Origin of the sequence: Legionella taurinensis, from assembly GCF_900452865.1 — a bacterium.
GTDB lineage: Bacteria > Pseudomonadota > Gammaproteobacteria > Legionellales > Legionellaceae > Legionella_C > Legionella_C taurinensis.
The window spans coordinates 2,620,132-2,636,193 of record NZ_UGOZ01000001.1; the positions used below are offsets into that span (position 1 = coordinate 2,620,132).

Below are 16,062 nucleotides of genomic sequence, written 5' to 3' on the forward strand. Positions count from 1 at the left end.
GCCGTTAATCCAGTAATCCCAACTCGATGACTGCATCGCGTTCCTGACGCAACTCATCCAGCGTGGCATTGAATTTACCCTGGCTGAATTCATTCATCGGCAAGCCTTCGATGACTTCCAGGCGGCCGTTGGTGCGGCGGCAGGGGTAGGAGAAAATCAAGCCTTTATCGACACCGTATTCGCCATTGGAGCTTAAGCACATGGAGAATGATTCGTTGGCCGGTGTGTCATTCAACAGGTTGTTCACCCCATGAATGACGGCATTGGCGGCCGAGGCGGCAGAAGACAACCCGCGTGCCTTTAAAATGGCGGCCCCGCGCTGCTGAACCGTGCTCACAAAGGTTTCTTTTAACCAGGCTTCATCATTGATGACGCTGGCAGCCGACTTGCCATTGATTTTGGCATTGTAAAAATCAGGGTACTGGGTGGAGGAATGATTGCCCCAGATGGTCATTTCAGTGACGGCGGTAATGTCCACGCCTGCCTTTTTAGCCAATTGAGTGCGAGCACGCAACTCATCCAGGGTGGTCATGGCAAAGAACCTGTCAGCTGGAATGTCTTTGGCGCTGTTTTTGGCAATCAGGCAATTGGTGTTACAGGGATTGCCCACAACAAACACACGGACATCATCAGCCGCATTGTTATTAATAGCCAGGCCCTGCTGAGTAAAAATACCGCCGTTAATTTTTAATAAATCAGAGCGCTCCATGCCTTGTTTGCGCGGTACGGAACCAACTAACAGCGCCCAGTTCACTCCGCTCATGGCTTTATTCAGATCCGACGTGCAGACAATGCCGTCCAACAGAGGGAACGCACAGTCGTCCAGTTCCATGGCGACCCCTTCCAACGCAGGCAAGGCCTGCTCCAACTCCAGTAATTGCAGTTTGACTTTGGTATTGGGGCCAAACATTTGTCCGGAAGCAATGCGAAACAGTAAGGCATAACCAATCTGGCCGGCAGCGCCTGTGACAGCAACGGTAACTTTATTCATTATTTTTTTCCTCTTTTAACCATTTTTTAACCAATAAAAGCGCGGCAATGCTCCGTGCTTCAGAAAAATCGGGCCTCAATAACAGGTCATCGCTGGCGCTGAGCGGCCACTCGATGACATCCAGCGGTTCCGGCTCGTCCCCTTTCAATTGGGAAGGATACAAGCCCCTGGCTAAAACCAAATCAATGCGGGCGCCGAAATAGCCGGGTGCCAGCGTCATTGATCGGATCCAGTCCACTTGCCTGGCTGCAAAGCCTGCCTCTTCCTGCAGTTCGCGGTTTGCAGCATCGGTTACTGATTCGCCCTGCTCAATCAATCCCTTGGGAAAAGCCAGTTCGTAGCCATCGATACCGGCGGCGTATTCACGAACGAGAAGTATAGACTCACTGGCCGTCAATGCAACCACCAGCACCGCCCCATGTCCATGGCTGCGGATACGCTCATAGACGCGTTGGGCGCCATTGGAAAAATGCAAATGCAATTGCTCAACCGTGAACAGATTGGATTTCGCAATGACCGTTTTTTTCTTACAAACCGGTTTTTCCCGCATTTCCTCTACCTTAAGGCCCGTTGGCAATGAGCATGACGTTTTGTGACAAAACCGTAATCATGATACTATTGCCCATTCCAACAAGCCAGCCTGATTTCGTTTCATGTTACCCACGTCGCTGTACATTCATGTTCCCTGGTGTATCCGAAAATGCCCGTATTGTGATTTTAATTCGCATAAAAGCCCGGACAGCCTGCCCGAAGACGAGTACGTTCGTGCCTTGATCAACGACTTAAAGGCCGACGTCGCAAGCCATCGGCGGACCCCGCTGCAAAGCATTTTCATCGGCGGCGGTACCCCAAGCCTGTTGTCTGGCCAGGCCTACGATCGCCTGCTCACGGAAATCAACCAATTACTCGACTTCAGCCCGGACATTGAAATTACCCTGGAAGCCAACCCGGGCACGGTGGAACAACAGCGTTTCAAGGCGTATCGACAGGCTGGGATTAACCGGCTGTCGCTCGGCATCCAAAGTTTCAATCCCACCCACCTCAAGCGATTAGGGCGTATTCACGATGACGCTCAGGCTCACCGTGCCATTGATAGCGCAAGGGCGGCGGGTTTTGACAACATGAATCTGGATATCATGCACAGCCTGCCTGAGCAAACCCTTCAGGAAGGGCTCGACGATTTACGCATGGCCATAAGCCATCAGCCGCAGCACATTTCCTGGTATCAACTGACCCTGGAACCCAACACCGTCTTTTACAAACAACAGCCACCCCTTCCCAGCGATGAAACCACGGCCGATCTGGAAGACCAGGGTTTTGCCATACTGGCTGAACACGGATTTCAACGTTATGAAATTTCCGCATTCAGCCAACCCGGGAAAGCATCGCGCCATAATTTGAATTACTGGCTTTTCGGCGACTATTTTGGCATCGGCGCCGGCGCGCATGGCAAGCTCACCGCGGTGGATTATCAGGTGCTTCGCACCCGAAAATACCGTCAGCCCAAAGACTACCTGAATCCAGACCATGCCTTTTTGGCCGCCGGCGAACGGATCGATGAGGCCTCGTTGCTGTTTGAATTCATGCTCAATGCCACCCGCCTTGAGCAAAAGATACCGCGAACGTTATTTTCGGAGAGAACCGGTCTGTCTGACGACGGCCTGACTGCCAGGTTAAAGCAAGCCGCGGAGAAGGGATTAATCGACCTGCAGAAGAACGATTGGCAGGTGACTGAACGGGGACGGCGTTATACCAATAATCTGCAGGCCTTGTTTCTTCCCGAAGACTAAGCCGCTGTTTTTTCAACCCTTCACAATTGCCTGGCTTTCGCTGATAATGAGTCTTTCCTCAGCCAGGAGGTTACATGCTCAGTTTCTTTTTATTCCTGTTTGTCGTTATTGTTGCCTATTTGTGCGGCTCACTCTGCTCGGCAGTGATTGTCAGCCGCCTGTTTTCGCTGCCTGATCCACGCATGGAAGGCTCCAAAAATCCGGGCGCCACCAATGTGTTGCGATTATCAGGTAAAAAATACGCCATCATCGTGTTAATTGGCGACATGTTAAAAGGCGTACTCCCCGTGCTGCTCGCCCGTCTGCTGGACGCAGGCCCGGTGACCATGGGATTTGCCGCCTTTGCTGCCGTCATGGGCCACATGTACCCTGTTTTTTTCCAGTTTCGCGGCGGCAAGGGCGTAGCGACTGCCTTAGGCGCCCTGCTGAGCTTAAACCTCATTCTTGGGTCATTGGTGATTGTAACCTGGCTGGCCATCGCCCATTACACCCGCTACTCCTCGTTAGCGTCCATCGTTTCCATCATCTTAGCCCCCTTGTATGCCGCCATGACCATGGGCAACATTGAAATCATCCCGCCGCTTTTCTTTATTACTATTTTTGTTCTTTACCAGCATCGCGATAACATCACCCGCCTCATTGACGGTGAAGAACCCAAAATACGTTTTAAAGACAAGGAGCACCCGACCGTCACTGAAGAAATTTTATCGCCGCCCCCGGGCCGCGTGATTACAGAGGACGACATTGAGGGGGAAATCACTGCAGCGGAACTTATCGCTGAGCAGGAGAAGCCGGCGTCGGACCTCCATCAGGAAGCGGCAGAGAAACGCGCCACCAGCCCGAAAAAACCGACCCGTGTCAGCAAGGCGAAACAACCGGCCAAGGCGGCAACGACGGCTAAGACGGCCACGACTGAAACCAAAAATCCTAAACCGCGCCGCAACAGCCCAGACAAAGACAGCAAAAAATCCTAAATTGACTCGCTTGTCAGCGGCCAGCGTGCTTTGACTTCAATCGCCTGGCTGCTGTCGTACTGATTGTTCTTTGCGTGCAGGTAACCGGCAAAAGCCACCATCGCCCCGTTATCGGTACAATAGTCAGGCCGCGGAAAATAAACAGCCCCTTGCACCCCCTGCATCAACCCCCCAAGGGCAGAGCGCAGCGCCCGGTTTGCCCCGACACCACCCGCCACCACCAGACGACGGGCCGCCGTTTTTTCCACGGCTCGCCGGCACTTGATGCCCAGCGTGTCAATCACCGCCTGTTGAAAGGCATAGGCAATCCCGCGCCGGGCAGCATCGTCTTTGACGCTGTTCTGCCAGCAGGTCAGGGCATGGGTTTTAAGGCCGCTGAAACTGAAATCAAGCCCGGGCCTGTCCGTCATGGGCCGGGGAAACGGTGCGAAAAGCGTTTGTTCGGCGCCCGAGGCCTGATCGGCCAGACCGGCCAATTGCGCCCCGCCGGGATAAGGCAGGCCCATGAGTTTAGCGGTTTTGTCAAAGGCTTCGCCGACGGCATCATCCAACGTATCGCCCAAGAGGCAATAGTCTCCCAATGCCCGCGCCTCAATCAACTGGGTATGGCCGCCTGAAACCAGCAGGGCTAAAAAAGGAAACTGCAAGTCAGGGCTATCAAGCATTGCCGCTAAAAGATGGGCTTCGAGATGATGGATGGCTAAGGCCGGACGATTTAAACTGAAGGCTAAGCTCTTGGCAAAACAGGCACCGGTTAACAGGGCGCCAATTAAACCGGGGCCGGCCGTGTAGGCCACAACATCAATGGCTGCCGCCTCGACCTGCGCCTGACGCAGCACGCTTTCCGTCAAGGGTATTAAATGAGTCACATGATCGCGGGAAGCCAGTTCCGGCACCACCCCGCCGTATTGCTGGTGAAGCGCAATCTGCGAGTGCAGGGCCTGGGCTATCAGTCCCCGCTTGCCATCATACAGGGCTACGCCTGTTTCATCACAGGATGATTCTATTCCCAGAACTAGCATTGACACCTCGACCAATCAACCAATAAGGCCGGCAGTATAGCCAAAAGCCTTACTGCCCGCCAAAAAACAGCTATTATACCCAAACTTTGACAAAATAAGTTCAATAAACTTGACGAACACCACAACTGGCACTAGAATTGCCAACCTATTGTTTTTAATTATACCAGAGGACTAATTAATGCCTACCGTTCGTGTGAAAGAAGGCGAAAATCCTGAATACGCACTGCGTCGTTTCAAGCGCTCCTGTGAAAAAGCAGGAATTTTAACCGAATTACGCCGTCGTGAATTTTACGAAAAGCCCACGGCTGAGCGTAAACGCAAACAAGCGGCTGCTGTCAAACGTCACCTGAAAAAAATTTCTCGTGATACCAGTTCTCGTCGTAGTCTCAAGCACAGACGTAAGTAATGATGAGCATTAAAGACCGCATAAGTAATGATTTAAAAGACGCGATGCGTGCCAGGGATAAAATGAAACTGGATGCGCTTCGCCTGATTACTGCTGCTGTCAAGCAAGTGGAAGTTGACGAACGCATTGCTGTAGATGATGAACGCATGCTGGTTATTCTTGATAAAATGGCCAAGCAGCGCAAAGAATCCATCGCCCAGTTCAACACCGCCGGACGTCATGATTTGGTCGCCCAAGAGCAGTTCGAACTTGATCTCATCAATCAGTATTTACCGGAACCCCTCTCTGAAGACGAAGTCAATCAGCTGATTTCACAGGCCATTGCCGAAGTGAACGCTGAAAAGATGAGTGACATGGGTAAGGTAATGGCACATTTGAAGCCCCAATTGCAGGGCCGTGCCGATATGAGTAAAGTCAGCGCCTTAATCAAGACCAAATTAAGCTAACCCTTTGACATGACTGGCTTAATCCCACAGCCATTCATTGATGAACTGCTAAGCCGCACTGATCTTGTCGAGCTTATTGACGGCTATGTGCCTCTGAAAAAACGAGGCAATAGCTACCTTGCCTGTTGCCCGTTTCATAACGAAAAAACCCCCTCCTTCAATGTCGTCGCCAAAAAGCAGTTTTATCATTGCTTTGGTTGCGGAGCCAGCGGTAATTCCATCAGTTTCGTCATGAACTACTTAAACCAGAACTTCATTGAAGCGGTCGAAACCCTGGCAGCACGGGTCGGCATGCAGGTTCCGCGTGATAGTCACGGCGAAAAAACAAAGCAATCGCTGAGTCTTTACCAATTGTTGGCCAAAGTCAGTCAGCATTATCAGCATCATCTGAAAAACACCCCGGAAGCGATCAATTACCTGCGCCAACGGGGGCTAACGGGTGAAATTGCCAAAAAATACCAGCTTGGGTTTGCACAGGCCGGCTGGCATGCGCTTGAACAGCAATTCAAAGCCCAGCGCAGCGATTTGATCACAACCGGGATGTTAATCCAGAAAGACGACGGCAGTACCTATGATCGTTACCGCCAGCGCATCATGTTTCCCATCCACGATCGAAACGGCCGCATCATCGGCTTTGGCGGCCGGGCGATTGAGGCCGCACAAAAGCCAAAATACTTGAATTCGCCCGAAACCATTATTTTTCAAAAAAACCGTGAATTGTATGGTTTGCATCAGGTTTTGCAAAATAATCCTCCCCCTGACACCATTCTCATTGTCGAAGGGTATATGGATGTGATTGTTCTGGCCCAGCATGGCATTGACAATGCCGTTGCGGCCCTTGGTACCGCCACCAGCACCTACCATATTCAATTGTTGAGCAAGCATGCGCGCCAGCTTGTTTTCTGCTTTGACGGCGATGAAGCCGGCCGTCAGGCCGCCTGGCGAGCCCTGGAAAATACGCTGTCGCAGCTCAATTCTGGCCTTGACGCCAGCTTTATCTTTCTCCCGGAGGGCCATGATCCGGACAGCCTGGTTCGCGAGGAAGGCCGCGACCACTTTAAAGCACGGCTTGAGCAGGCCTTGCCTTTAAGCCAGTTTTTCTTTGATACCTTAATAAAGGGCATTGATTTGCGGCGCAGCGCAGGCAAAAGCCAGTTGATTCAGAAAGTAAAACCCTACCTGCAAACCATGACAGATGGGCCTTACAAGCAAATCCTCATTGATGAGTTGGCCCGTTTGACCCACATTGAAAATCATCGCTTAATGCACATGCTTGAGGACAAGAAGGAGCAGGCGCCGCTCAGTCAAAAAACCATCACCCGCTCCCCTATTCGCCTGGCCATTGCCCTGCTGGTGCAAAATCCCGAGATTTACCAACAGGCCAAAGCCCACATGCCATCTGTGGTACTGGATGGGGAAGGACAGGGCATTCTGCAGCAGTTGCTGAACCAGGTCGCCGCGTCGCCATCGATGAATACCGCCTCATTGATTGAGCTTTGGCGGGGAACTGATTTTTTTGATTCGTTAAACCGGCTGGCGGGATGGGATCATCAGGTGCCGCAGGAAGCCCTTTCACGGGAATTTATTGATATACTACAATTTTTACATAAGCAAAATTTCGAAAATAAAATTGCCCAATACATTGCAAAATCACGAAAAGAGGGCTTAACTGTTTCTGAAAAGCTAGTGTTGCAAACCATGTTAAAAGAACGCCATCAGCCAGTGCGTGATAAAAAATAACACATGATTGACTAGCCTAATTATGATGGCGGGTTTATAATCTAAACCTTTTTTGCAGATCTTAAATCAAGCATATAAGTAGACCTATGAACGATCAAGAACAACAGCGCTCGCAAATTACCAGAGTGATCAGCTTGGGTAAGGAGCAGAATTACCTGACCTACGCCCAGATTAACGACTTATTACCGAACATTGTCGATACCGAACACTTTGATGTCATCATCAGCATGCTGGAAGGGATGAATATTAAGGTCTTTGAACTGCCCCCCAGTGAGGACGAGCTTGCGCTGCTGGGTAATACCGAAGAAGCACCGGAAGACGTGGAAGAAGCCGCTGCAGTTCTTGCCTCTGTCGACCAGGAAACGGGCCGTACAACCGACCCTGTACGCATGTACATGCGCGAAATGGGCACGGTCGAACTGTTAACCCGCGAGGGCGAAATCCGCATTGCCAAGCGCATCGAAGAAGGGATTTATCAGGTTCTTAAATCCCTGGCCCATTACCCGGAAACCGTGCAACTGGTTCTTGAAGATTATGATCGTGTCCAGGTTGAAGAAATGCGCTTGAGCGAAATCATTAGCGGTTTCGCCGATCTGGAAGAAGAAGCGCCGGCCTCAAGCATTGGCTCCATGCTGGATGAATCCCAACAGGATGCCATGCTTGAAGAAGCTGTTGAGGTGGAGCTGGATGAAGAGAGCGAGGACGGCGAAGGCGGTCTTGGCGACGGCGATGACGGCCCCAATCCGGAACAGGCGAAAATCTATTTTGATGATTTACGCGCCTGCTATGACACCGCCATGGACAGCCTGCGTTCCAAGGGCCGCACCAATGCCAAAACCCTGGAGCGACTGGAAGCGATGTCCGAGTCCTTCCTGAAGTTGAAATTGACTTCGCGTCAGGTCGACAAGTTAACACGCCATTTCCGTCAATTGCGCAACCACATCCGTGAATTTGAGCGCACGATCATGCGCCTTTGCATCGAGAAAGCACGCATTCCCCGCAAACTGTTTATTGATACCTTCCCCGGTCAGGAAACCGACATGAACTGGCTGGATGATTTAATCAGCAAACAAGGCAAAAAACTCGATATGACCCGTATCGAAGAAAATGCGGAAGAAATTAAACGCCTGCAAGCCAAACTGGCCTCGTTTGAAGAAGAATACGGTCTTAGCATCAGTGAAATCAAAGACATTAACAAAAAGATGTCCATTGGCGAAGCCAAAGCCCGCCGTGCCAAGAAGGAAATGGTCGAAGCCAACCTGCGTCTGGTGATTTCCATTGCCAAGAAGTACACCAACCGCGGTTTGCAATTCCTGGATTTAATTCAGGAAGGGAACATCGGTTTGATGAAAGCCGTGGATAAGTTTGAATACCGCCGCGGTTACAAGTTCTCGACGTATGCCACCTGGTGGATTCGTCAGGCCATTACCCGCTCGATTGCCGACCAGGCACGCACCATCCGTATTCCGGTGCACATGATTGAGACCATCAACAAGTTAAACCGCATTTCCCGTCAGATTTTGCAGGAAACCGGCCGCGAAGCCACGCCTGAGGAATTGGCGGTCAAAATGGACTTGAGCGAAGACAAGGTGAGAAAGGTTCTAAAAATTGCCAAAGAACCCATCTCCATGGAAACGCCGGTGGGCGACGATGAAGATTCACATTTAGGCGATTTCATCGAAGACAACAACATTGTCTCCCCGCTCGAAAAAGCCACCGCCGACGGGTTACGCGAAGCCACGCTGGAAATTTTAGAAACCTTAACCCCGCGTGAAGCCAAGGTTCTGCGCATGCGTTTCGGTATCGAAATGAACACCGACCACACCCTGGAAGAAGTCGGCAAACAATTCGACGTCACCCGCGAGCGTATCCGCCAAATCGAAGCCAAAGCCCTACGCAAGCTCCGCCACCCCTCCCGCTCGGAAAAACTCCGCAGCTTCTTAGAGGGCGACGACGCCTAAGCCTTCCGCCCCCGCCCAAAGCGCGGGGGCAACCGCGTTAAAGTGAAATTGTTCTAGCGTATTTTCCACGAAGCGTTTACAATTTCCACTCCCCCGCGGGCCCATAGCTCAGTTGGTTAGAGCAGCGGACTCATAATCCGTTGGTCCTAGGTTCAAGTCCTAGTGGGCCCACCAATTTAGACCTTTAAAATCAATAAGTTACGTTGATTACCTGTTTTAACACAAAAGTCCTTGCGTGACATTTGCGTGATCTAGATCACTCACTTACAAACTTACGTGATTTTCCCTTAGAGTATTTTGACTTGCAGGTCTACTCTTTGGGTTTCGTAATAACGTTAATATCACTCCGCTTTTACGATTCTCACAAACCTTATTCGCAGCTTGATATAAACTTTGCAACTCAGCTGAAGAATAGTGGGTTGTAATCCTACCCGAACGATGCCCAAGTAAATCTTGCCTGTCTTCAAAACTTACTCCTGCAGCTCTCAATCGTCTGCCAAAGGTATGCTTTAAAGAATCAGTTCAAGTTATGAAGAAACTGATCTCGGATTCATTGATTGAGGCCCACTCCTTCACACAAAAGACACAGAAATTTAGTCGATTTGCATTGGTATCTTCAGCCACATTGTTTGCTGCCTCTTGTGTGGTTCTCTTGCTATTTTGTAAATAGGTTTCATCGCAAAAGAATTCATAAATCTATCTATTGCCCCAGATTGGGGCTTCTTATTTTTATCAACTAAACTTAATAACATGAATATTTAAACCAATACTGATAGAGACAGGGATGGCAAAGTGATGTGGTTCAATTGATTTGGACATACCAGTTAAGAGATAATTTGCTTAATTGGAGGTCACAATGTCTACAAGAAGAAAATATACAAAGGAATTTAAACTGGATGCGGTTAGCTTAGTAACTGAACAAGGATACGCATGTTTAGACGCTGCCAGGAGCTTGGGAATTAATTCGAATATTTGGGTCTTTCCCAATTACGGGGGCACTCAATCAACAGCATAGTACTCTAACTCTGGTTCTATAATTTTCAAAATTTTTAAAGCCATAGGCTCGTCTTTGAATCAATTTCATTTTTCTATGGAAGCCTTCGGTAATGCCGTTAGACTTGCTGAATCGCCACATTCTCACGATCTCTTCTTTCCAAGAATCTAAGGTTTTACCAAGAGCGCATAATGATTTGAAAGCGCTGTTTTTTAGTGAGTTGAGCATGTCCAGGAATTGAGGGATGAGCTGACGACAGCGAGGCTTATCTAATGTTTTCTTCATTAATATTTCATAAAGACTTTGTTGAAAATGATAGATGGATTCAATAGCGGGATTCTCTTTAAAGAAAGCGTCTCTGGTAATGAGTTGCTGAATGGTTAATTTGTCGGGTTTCTTGCGAAGTAGAGCTAATAGGCCGCGATTACTTTTTATTTTTGTTGATAGTTCCCGATAGGTTAGCATGCATTGATGCTGTAATAGTCGTATGACATGGAATCGGTCTGCGACTATTTTGGCATTGGGAAAGTATTTTTTAACTATGGAACGATAGGTGCTACTTAGGTCCATACAAATGACTTTAACTCTTTCTTTTCCCGGGAGAGAAGACAGATAGCTTTTGAGCGTACTCTCGCTCCTGCCTTTTACAATATCGAATATTTTTCTTTTTTTTAAATCACACAAGGTTGTTGCAAATCCTTGCTTACGACTAAAGAAATGTTCGTCTATCCCAAGGACTGTAGGACATAATGCATTGCTTAGCTCTTTATGTTGCTCTTGGTATTGTTTTTGATACCAACGCTCAATTGTGGCCTTACCTTTTTTGAATTGCTCAGCCAAATCTTTTTGCGAAACACCCCGCGTATGCTCATGAAAGACAGCGGCTTGGAGCCGCCATGTTGAACGTTGATGCTTATTAATTCCAGGGAACTGTTGATTGCCATAACGCTTACAGGTGTGGCAATACAATTTATAAGCCTTAAAACTTAAGATACTTCTTCGATGCCCTATAAGTTCATGATGAACTTTTCTCATATAAGAAGCTTTTTTACGAACTACCTTACTTTTGCAATGACCACAACGAGGAAGTCGATTATAAGAAAGTTCTAACCACAATGGTTGATAACCTTTCACTTTCCTTATAGAAAATCCGGGTAAATTTAGGATAAGATCATACTTCGGCACTTTAATCTCCTTTTGATCGTCAAATCAAGGAGTTAGATTACTCTAACTTAGATTAAAGTGCCCCCTTAAATGAGAAAGAGCCGAATATTTTGAGTCGCTGGATTCGAGAGGCAGCAGAGAATAATGAAAATGCTTTTCGTGGAAATGGTAAATTGACGGAAGAGCAACTTGAGATTCGCCAGTTACGAGAAGAAGTCAGAAGGCTGACAATGGAGAAAGAAATACTAAAAAAAGCCACGGTCTTCTTTGCGAAAGAAGCGAAATAAAATATTCGTTTATCGCCCAACACAAGAAGACCTGGCCGGTTGGCATGATGTGCCACCTCATGGGCGTTACTCCTTCTGGATACTATAGTTATCAAAAGCGGAAACAAACAAACCCGAACAATGAACCAGAACATCAAGAGCTATTGGAGTGGGTTAAAAAAATCTCGGAATCCAGCAAGTTCTCGTATGGAAATCGCAGGATAAGGAAAGCACTGAATGCTCTTGGTTATCCGGTTGGTCGAAGAAAAACCCGTAGTTTGATGCGTGAGGCTGGTATTTTTGTTCGATATAAAAAGAAATACAAAGTGACAACAAACAGCAATCACAAGCAACCTGTTTTTGATAATGTGTTAAACAGGAGGTTTCAGGTCAATGAGCCCAATCGTGCCTATGTGTCCGATATTACTTATATCTCAACCCATGAGGGCTGGTTATACCTGACCGTGGTGATTGATTTGTTTTCTCGGAAAGTAGTGGGTTGGAACATGAGTTCGAGAATGAAGACTGATACGGTTTGTGATGCATTAACAATGGCCATTTGGCAGAGAAATCCAAGTTCAGGCCTTATTGTGCATTCCGACAGAGGCTCACAATATGCCAGTAAACAATATCGTGACCTTCTCAATCAATATGGTCTAGTGGGCAGCATGAGCAAAAAAGGTGACTGCTGGGACAATAGCGTTGCTGAAAGTTTTTTCGGTCGCTTGAAAGACGAGCGAGTACATTGGCGTAATTATCAAACCCGGAAGGAGGCAAAGCAGGATATCCTCGATTACATTACTATCTTTTATAACAATCAAAGATTACATTCGTCTTTGGATTATCAAAGCCCAAATCAATTTGAAAACCACTATTGGGGGCTATTGAAAAAAGTGGCTTAACTGGAGTGTACAAATTTGGTTGACCACGTCAAAGCTCCTAACTAAATCAAAGTTCAAAATGGCTCGGCACTTTACAGTCTAGGGTTTAAGGCTGGTTTGAAAGCTAGTACTTGAAGGCACCAAAAAGCCATAGGGACTTTTCCATCTTCTGTTAATTGAGAGCGACTCACAAATTCATTGGAAAAATCTTCAAGAAATGACTCTTGATAATCTTTGGGCACTTGATTTATTTGAGAGCCTGCGGCATGGAAAAATTGGGCTATCTCCGTCTTGCTGTCAAAAAGATATGACATTTCTTCTTCTATAATATCCTCTACTTGCAAGTCGGTGTCGGCAAGAATCTTTTTGTATTCATCTACTTTAAAAAAGGATCTCGGTGATGTATGACCTTCAAAAAAAGGAGCCCATTTGGGGAAACTTGTAATATCACCTAGGACTTCATGGTATAAGGATTTTCGGTGAGAAAGTAAAAGGGCAACTCTTGCATTTGGCGCCGCTGCGTTGGAAATTCCTCTAAGTGCTGCTTGTTGGTCTTTTACCCAGTGCAGACAATTAAAGGATGTGATTAAATCAAATTGATTTCTAAAAATATTATGGCTTGCATCCATTTGGACAAATTTTAGATTCTGTTGTGACTTATACGTTTCGGATGCATGATCAGTCATAATTTTTGACAAGTCTGTCCCAATGACACACTCTTTTGTTTGTTGTGCGATTTGATTAGTAATTTTTCCATCACCGCACCCAATATCAAGCACTCTTGAGTCATCTGTAATTTTAATTTTAGATAATAGAGATTGAGCAAAAGCATATTGTAATGAATTGCTTTTACTGTATTTTGTCGCATTTCGGTAAGCATGAGTTAGCATATGGTCACTATAAATAAATTTTCAGCAAGAGAGGCTTATGATACAATTGAGCCAATTTTTTGCAACTTTTGGTTAGGATAACTAATGCGAAAACTATTTATGAAAATAATAGGCAAGATCCATGAAATCACAAAGCAAAATTTAAAAATTGACTCTGTAAAAATTGATAGCGCTACAGGAATTAGCTACCTTTTAATTAGTATTCAAGGAAAAAGTTCTGGTGTAATCAGAAGAGACCCTTTAGATCTTATAAAGGAAAATTCTCTGCTTACATCATTCTCTAAAGATGACTTCGACTTAGTTATTGATACATTACTTAAAAACCAAAAACGTTTAATAGAAGATAAGTATCGTGCTGAATTGGCTTTGGTTCGTCACCAGTATTCAGATCAGTTAAATGCTCCTTTATTGGTGTATAAGGAAATCAAAAAAAATCAGCTTTATATTAAGCTGGCGCAAGAAGTATATGCTGATTTATCATTAATGCGTAGATTTAGTGCAACTGATGCGGTTTGTATTGGTCATATTGTAGGTTCGTTCGAGAACGATTTTGCTGAGAACCAGAGTAAAGCTAAGATACTCAAGTACGATATCTCAAGCGCAATGAGTTAAGATCAGTTATATTGACTGAAGATCTTCCTTCCTGAAAATGATTTATTTTAAATGTTCTTTTTAATTTATTTACTAAAAGGGCATTAGGTATGCAAAAAACAAGAGAATAAACCATTTTAAAAATATAATCAGAGGTTATTATATCTAAGGTGTCTATGTAACTTGCAACATGAAATGAGTTAAAAGCAATTAGATTTGTTGATATGGTAAAAATTAGCTCTCCAATAGCTGTTGCACCAAGACTTCGTATAAAAAAGCCTTTTCCAGATAATTTAATACCCCATTTATTAATACAATAACTGTTAATAAAGAAGCTAATTGCAAGGGAACAGGAATCAGCAACCGCAATATGAGTAAAACCGGAAGTTAGTGTAGAGTATATATCCTGATTTGGCCAGTTTGCCGGAGCAGGGAGCAGAGCAATAGAATATGTTATGAAGCTGAATAAAAATTCACAAACGATTGTTGCAGCAATCATTAAATATGTCACTTTTACACCAAAAATTTCCGCAATAGAATCGTTAATGGGGAAAAGTAGCGGGAAGATAAATACCGATGCACAAAAAATATGGCCGTAAAAATTGACAACCCTATAGCCAAGAACAAATGAAGAAAAGAAAATGGTTGCATAAAGCATACCCAAAACAATAAGGTAATATTGTTTATCCAGTTCAGAGAAAAAAGATGATAAGTTTTTAAATTTATTCATGTAACTAAAGTAATTTTAGATTTGTTGGAAAAATCTTCTATAGATTGCTGTGGCAGACTGAAGTTCATTAGGTTCGTTCGGTAGTGAACGATGCAACCAATAAATGAATAATCCTCAGGAAAATACTTTTCCAAAGGAATAGGAAATTCATTATTTAAGACTTTAAGATAAATATCATCATCATTTTTTATGATTTGTCTAATTTTAGATTCTGCTTGATTTCTTTTTAAGAGAAGAGCGAAATCCTTAGTCTTAAGCTCTTTATCCGGATCTACAATGACTATTGAGTCTTTGATGATATATGGCTCCATGAGGCAATCATGGGCATGGGTTGCAAAGCATTTACTACTGAGTGGTATATCAACAGGAATAGAGCTATCGGTGATGTTTAATACGTGTCCTTCTTCAATAAAACGCGAAAGTTTTTCATTTGCAATGAAGGGTATTTGTTTACAACCAAAAGTTTCTTCACCAATTAACTGGCTGACTGTTATCTGAAAAAAATTTGCTAATTTTTTTAGCACTTCGATCGTAGGGTTTCCAGCCTTATTTTTCAATATTCTATATGTAGTACTGGAAGGAACGCCAGTTAGTCGTTCAATATCAAGTGCATTGACACCGTAATTTTTCATTAATGTATTAAGATTTTTACCAATGTTCATGTCTATTAATTATAATTTGCCATTAATGATGAAAAAAAACATTATACATGTCCCCGTATATAAAACAAACATATGATTTTGATCGTATTCAAAGTCAACGTTAATAATTCCTCTATAAATCATTAGATAACCCATTTAATGTTTAATTTCAGGATAAAGAATCTATCATATATGGTGAATAAATGTCTTAAGATAATTGATGACAGGCCTTTAAATGATTTTTATGTTTCAATATTAATCTATTGGCTCCCATTATTTACTGAAAATAATTTTTTATGGTGACGAACGTTGACAATAAAAAATTAAGGCAGTAGATTTCACCACATATAGCGAATTCTGAAGTTGGCCTAACTATTTGGGTAGGGTTAGCCGTAACAATTGTTGTACGAGATGAAATTGAAATGGGTAACAATTGAATATGAGCAGTCTTAAAAGCCGGTTTGAATATTATTTTTAATGAACATTCTCAGGCAATAAATGGCCTTGAGCAAGGCTCTGACTTTATAGAACAGAGAATCAGAGAATAGGTGGTTCATTTGATGAGTTTTCTCTTG

15 protein-coding genes, 1 tRNA gene and 2 pseudogenes are annotated in these 16,062 nt (G+C 45.2%); 11 read left to right on the forward strand and 7 right to left on the reverse strand.

Annotated elements, in window-relative coordinates; all coding sequences use genetic code 11:
- Positions 1–4: 4 nt before the first annotated feature.
- Positions 5–994: a malate dehydrogenase gene (locus tag DYE45_RS11955; protein ID WP_165481665.1), complete on the reverse strand. Its 990-nt coding sequence runs from the start codon at positions 992–994 to the stop codon at positions 5–7.
- Positions 984–1,541: an ADP compounds hydrolase NudE gene (gene nudE / locus DYE45_RS11960; protein ID WP_108292947.1), complete on the reverse strand. Its 558-nt coding sequence runs from the start codon at positions 1,539–1,541 to the stop codon at positions 984–986. Before nudE ends, DYE45_RS11955 begins: the two co-directional genes overlap by 11 nt.
- 103 nt (positions 1,542–1,644) lie before the next feature.
- Between nudE and hemW the strand changes: the two genes are divergently transcribed.
- Together hemW and plsY are read left to right on the forward strand one after the other, a co-directional pair.
- Positions 1,645–2,781: a radical SAM family heme chaperone HemW gene (gene hemW, locus DYE45_RS11965; RefSeq protein ID WP_108292945.1), complete on the forward strand. Its 1,137-nt coding sequence runs from the start codon at positions 1,645–1,647 to the stop codon at positions 2,779–2,781.
- Between the two features lie 74 nt (positions 2,782–2,855).
- Positions 2,856–3,755 carry a glycerol-3-phosphate 1-O-acyltransferase PlsY gene (gene plsY / locus DYE45_RS11970; RefSeq protein WP_115300945.1) on the forward strand — a complete coding sequence of 300 codons (900 nt, stop codon included), beginning with the start codon at positions 2,856–2,858 and terminating at the stop codon, positions 3,753–3,755.
- Here plsY and tsaD read toward each other — a convergent pair.
- Entirely contained in the window at positions 3,752–4,777 is a 1,026-nt protein-coding gene (gene tsaD, locus DYE45_RS11975; protein ID WP_115300946.1) for a tRNA (adenosine(37)-N6)-threonylcarbamoyltransferase complex transferase subunit TsaD, read from the reverse strand. The genes plsY and tsaD overlap by 4 nt on opposite strands.
- Positions 4,778–4,955: 178 nt before the next feature.
- Between tsaD and rpsU the strand changes: the two genes are divergently transcribed.
- The 7 genes and pseudogenes from rpsU to DYE45_RS12015 all read left to right on the forward strand — a co-directional run.
- Positions 4,956–5,183 carry a 30S ribosomal protein S21 gene (gene rpsU, locus DYE45_RS11980; RefSeq protein WP_058496738.1) on the forward strand — a complete coding sequence of 76 codons (228 nt, stop codon included), beginning with the start codon at positions 4,956–4,958 and terminating at the stop codon, positions 5,181–5,183.
- 2 nt (positions 5,184–5,185) lie between these two features.
- Positions 5,186–5,629, forward strand: coding sequence for a GatB/YqeY domain-containing protein (locus DYE45_RS11985; RefSeq protein ID WP_108293101.1), 444 nt, complete (start codon positions 5,186–5,188; stop codon positions 5,627–5,629).
- Between the two features lie 9 nt (positions 5,630–5,638).
- Positions 5,639–7,369, forward strand: coding sequence for a DNA primase (dnaG, locus tag DYE45_RS11990; RefSeq protein WP_115300947.1), 1,731 nt, complete (start codon positions 5,639–5,641; stop codon positions 7,367–7,369).
- 86 nt (positions 7,370–7,455) lie between these two features.
- Entirely contained in the window at positions 7,456–9,330 is a 1,875-nt protein-coding gene (gene rpoD / locus DYE45_RS11995; protein ID WP_165481656.1) for an RNA polymerase sigma factor RpoD, read from the forward strand.
- Positions 9,331–9,427: 97 nt separating this feature from the next.
- A tRNA-Ile gene (locus DYE45_RS12000) sits at positions 9,428–9,504 on the forward strand.
- Positions 9,505–9,859: 355 nt separating this feature from the next.
- A complete protein-coding gene (locus DYE45_RS15040) occupies positions 9,860–10,000 on the forward strand; it encodes a hypothetical protein (protein WP_502243665.1) in 141 nt (46 codons plus the stop codon).
- A gap of 186 nt (positions 10,001–10,186) precedes the next feature.
- Positions 10,187–10,303, forward strand: a pseudogene (locus tag DYE45_RS12015) (transposase); the annotation flags it as partial.
- Positions 10,304–10,333: 30 nt separating this feature from the next.
- Here the strand turns inward: DYE45_RS12015 and DYE45_RS12020 are convergent.
- The gene (locus DYE45_RS12020; RefSeq protein WP_115300265.1) at positions 10,334–11,509 is read right to left on the reverse strand and encodes an ISL3 family transposase; all 1,176 of its coding nucleotides are present in this window, start codon (positions 11,507–11,509) and stop codon (positions 10,334–10,336) included.
- 83 nt (positions 11,510–11,592) lie between these two features.
- On the opposite strand from DYE45_RS12020, the pseudogene DYE45_RS12025 reads away from it, so the two are divergent.
- Positions 11,593–12,656: pseudogene (locus DYE45_RS12025) on the forward strand (IS3 family transposase); the annotation flags it as partial.
- 71 nt (positions 12,657–12,727) lie between these two features.
- Here the strand turns inward: DYE45_RS12025 and DYE45_RS12030 are convergent.
- Entirely contained in the window at positions 12,728–13,525 is a 798-nt protein-coding gene (locus DYE45_RS12030) for a class I SAM-dependent methyltransferase (protein WP_115300949.1), read from the reverse strand.
- An 84-nt stretch (positions 13,526–13,609) separates the two neighbouring features.
- Here DYE45_RS12030 and DYE45_RS12035 point away from each other — a divergent pair, with 84 nt between their 5' ends.
- Complete coding sequence (locus DYE45_RS12035; RefSeq protein ID WP_115300950.1) at positions 13,610–14,137, forward strand: hypothetical protein; 528 nt, start codon at positions 13,610–13,612, stop codon at positions 14,135–14,137.
- On the opposite strand, the gene DYE45_RS12040 is transcribed toward DYE45_RS12035, so the two are convergent.
- Complete coding sequence (locus tag DYE45_RS12040; RefSeq protein ID WP_115300951.1) at positions 14,106–14,846, reverse strand: VUT family protein; 741 nt, start codon at positions 14,844–14,846, stop codon at positions 14,106–14,108. The genes DYE45_RS12035 and DYE45_RS12040 overlap by 32 nt on opposite strands.
- Complete coding sequence (locus DYE45_RS12045) at positions 14,843–15,508, reverse strand: helix-turn-helix domain-containing protein (protein WP_115300952.1); 666 nt, start codon at positions 15,506–15,508, stop codon at positions 14,843–14,845. The genes DYE45_RS12040 and DYE45_RS12045 overlap by 4 nt, the downstream gene beginning before the upstream one ends.
- Positions 15,509–16,062 lie beyond the last annotated feature (554 nt).

Excerpts from the sequence above, each read along its gene's own strand:
- DYE45_RS11985 (WP_108293101.1), top strand. The coding sequence starts at position 5,186 with ATGAGCATTAAAGACCGCATAAGTAATGATTTAAAAGACGCGATGCGT.
- hemW (WP_108292945.1), top strand. The coding sequence starts at position 1,645 with ATGTTACCCACGTCGCTGTACATTCATGTTCCCTGGTGTATCCGAAAA.
- DYE45_RS15040 (WP_502243665.1), top strand. The coding sequence starts at position 9,860 with ATGAAGAAACTGATCTCGGATTCATTGATTGAGGCCCACTCCTTCACA.
- DYE45_RS12030 (WP_115300949.1), bottom strand. The coding sequence starts at position 13,525 with ATGCTAACTCATGCTTACCGAAATGCGACAAAATACAGTAAAAGCAAT.
- DYE45_RS12035 (WP_115300950.1), top strand. The coding sequence starts at position 13,610 with ATGCGAAAACTATTTATGAAAATAATAGGCAAGATCCATGAAATCACA.
- rpoD (WP_165481656.1), top strand. The coding sequence starts at position 7,456 with ATGAACGATCAAGAACAACAGCGCTCGCAAATTACCAGAGTGATCAGC.
- plsY (WP_115300945.1), top strand. The coding sequence starts at position 2,856 with ATGCTCAGTTTCTTTTTATTCCTGTTTGTCGTTATTGTTGCCTATTTG.
- DYE45_RS12045 (WP_115300952.1), bottom strand. The coding sequence starts at position 15,508 with ATGAACATTGGTAAAAATCTTAATACATTAATGAAAAATTACGGTGTC.
- dnaG (WP_115300947.1), top strand. The coding sequence starts at position 5,639 with ATGACTGGCTTAATCCCACAGCCATTCATTGATGAACTGCTAAGCCGC.
- nudE (WP_108292947.1), bottom strand. The coding sequence starts at position 1,541 with ATGCGGGAAAAACCGGTTTGTAAGAAAAAAACGGTCATTGCGAAATCC.
- DYE45_RS12040 (WP_115300951.1), bottom strand. The coding sequence starts at position 14,846 with ATGAATAAATTTAAAAACTTATCATCTTTTTTCTCTGAACTGGATAAA.
- rpsU (WP_058496738.1), top strand. The coding sequence starts at position 4,956 with ATGCCTACCGTTCGTGTGAAAGAAGGCGAAAATCCTGAATACGCACTG.
- tsaD (WP_115300946.1), bottom strand. The coding sequence starts at position 4,777 with ATGCTAGTTCTGGGAATAGAATCATCCTGTGATGAAACAGGCGTAGCC.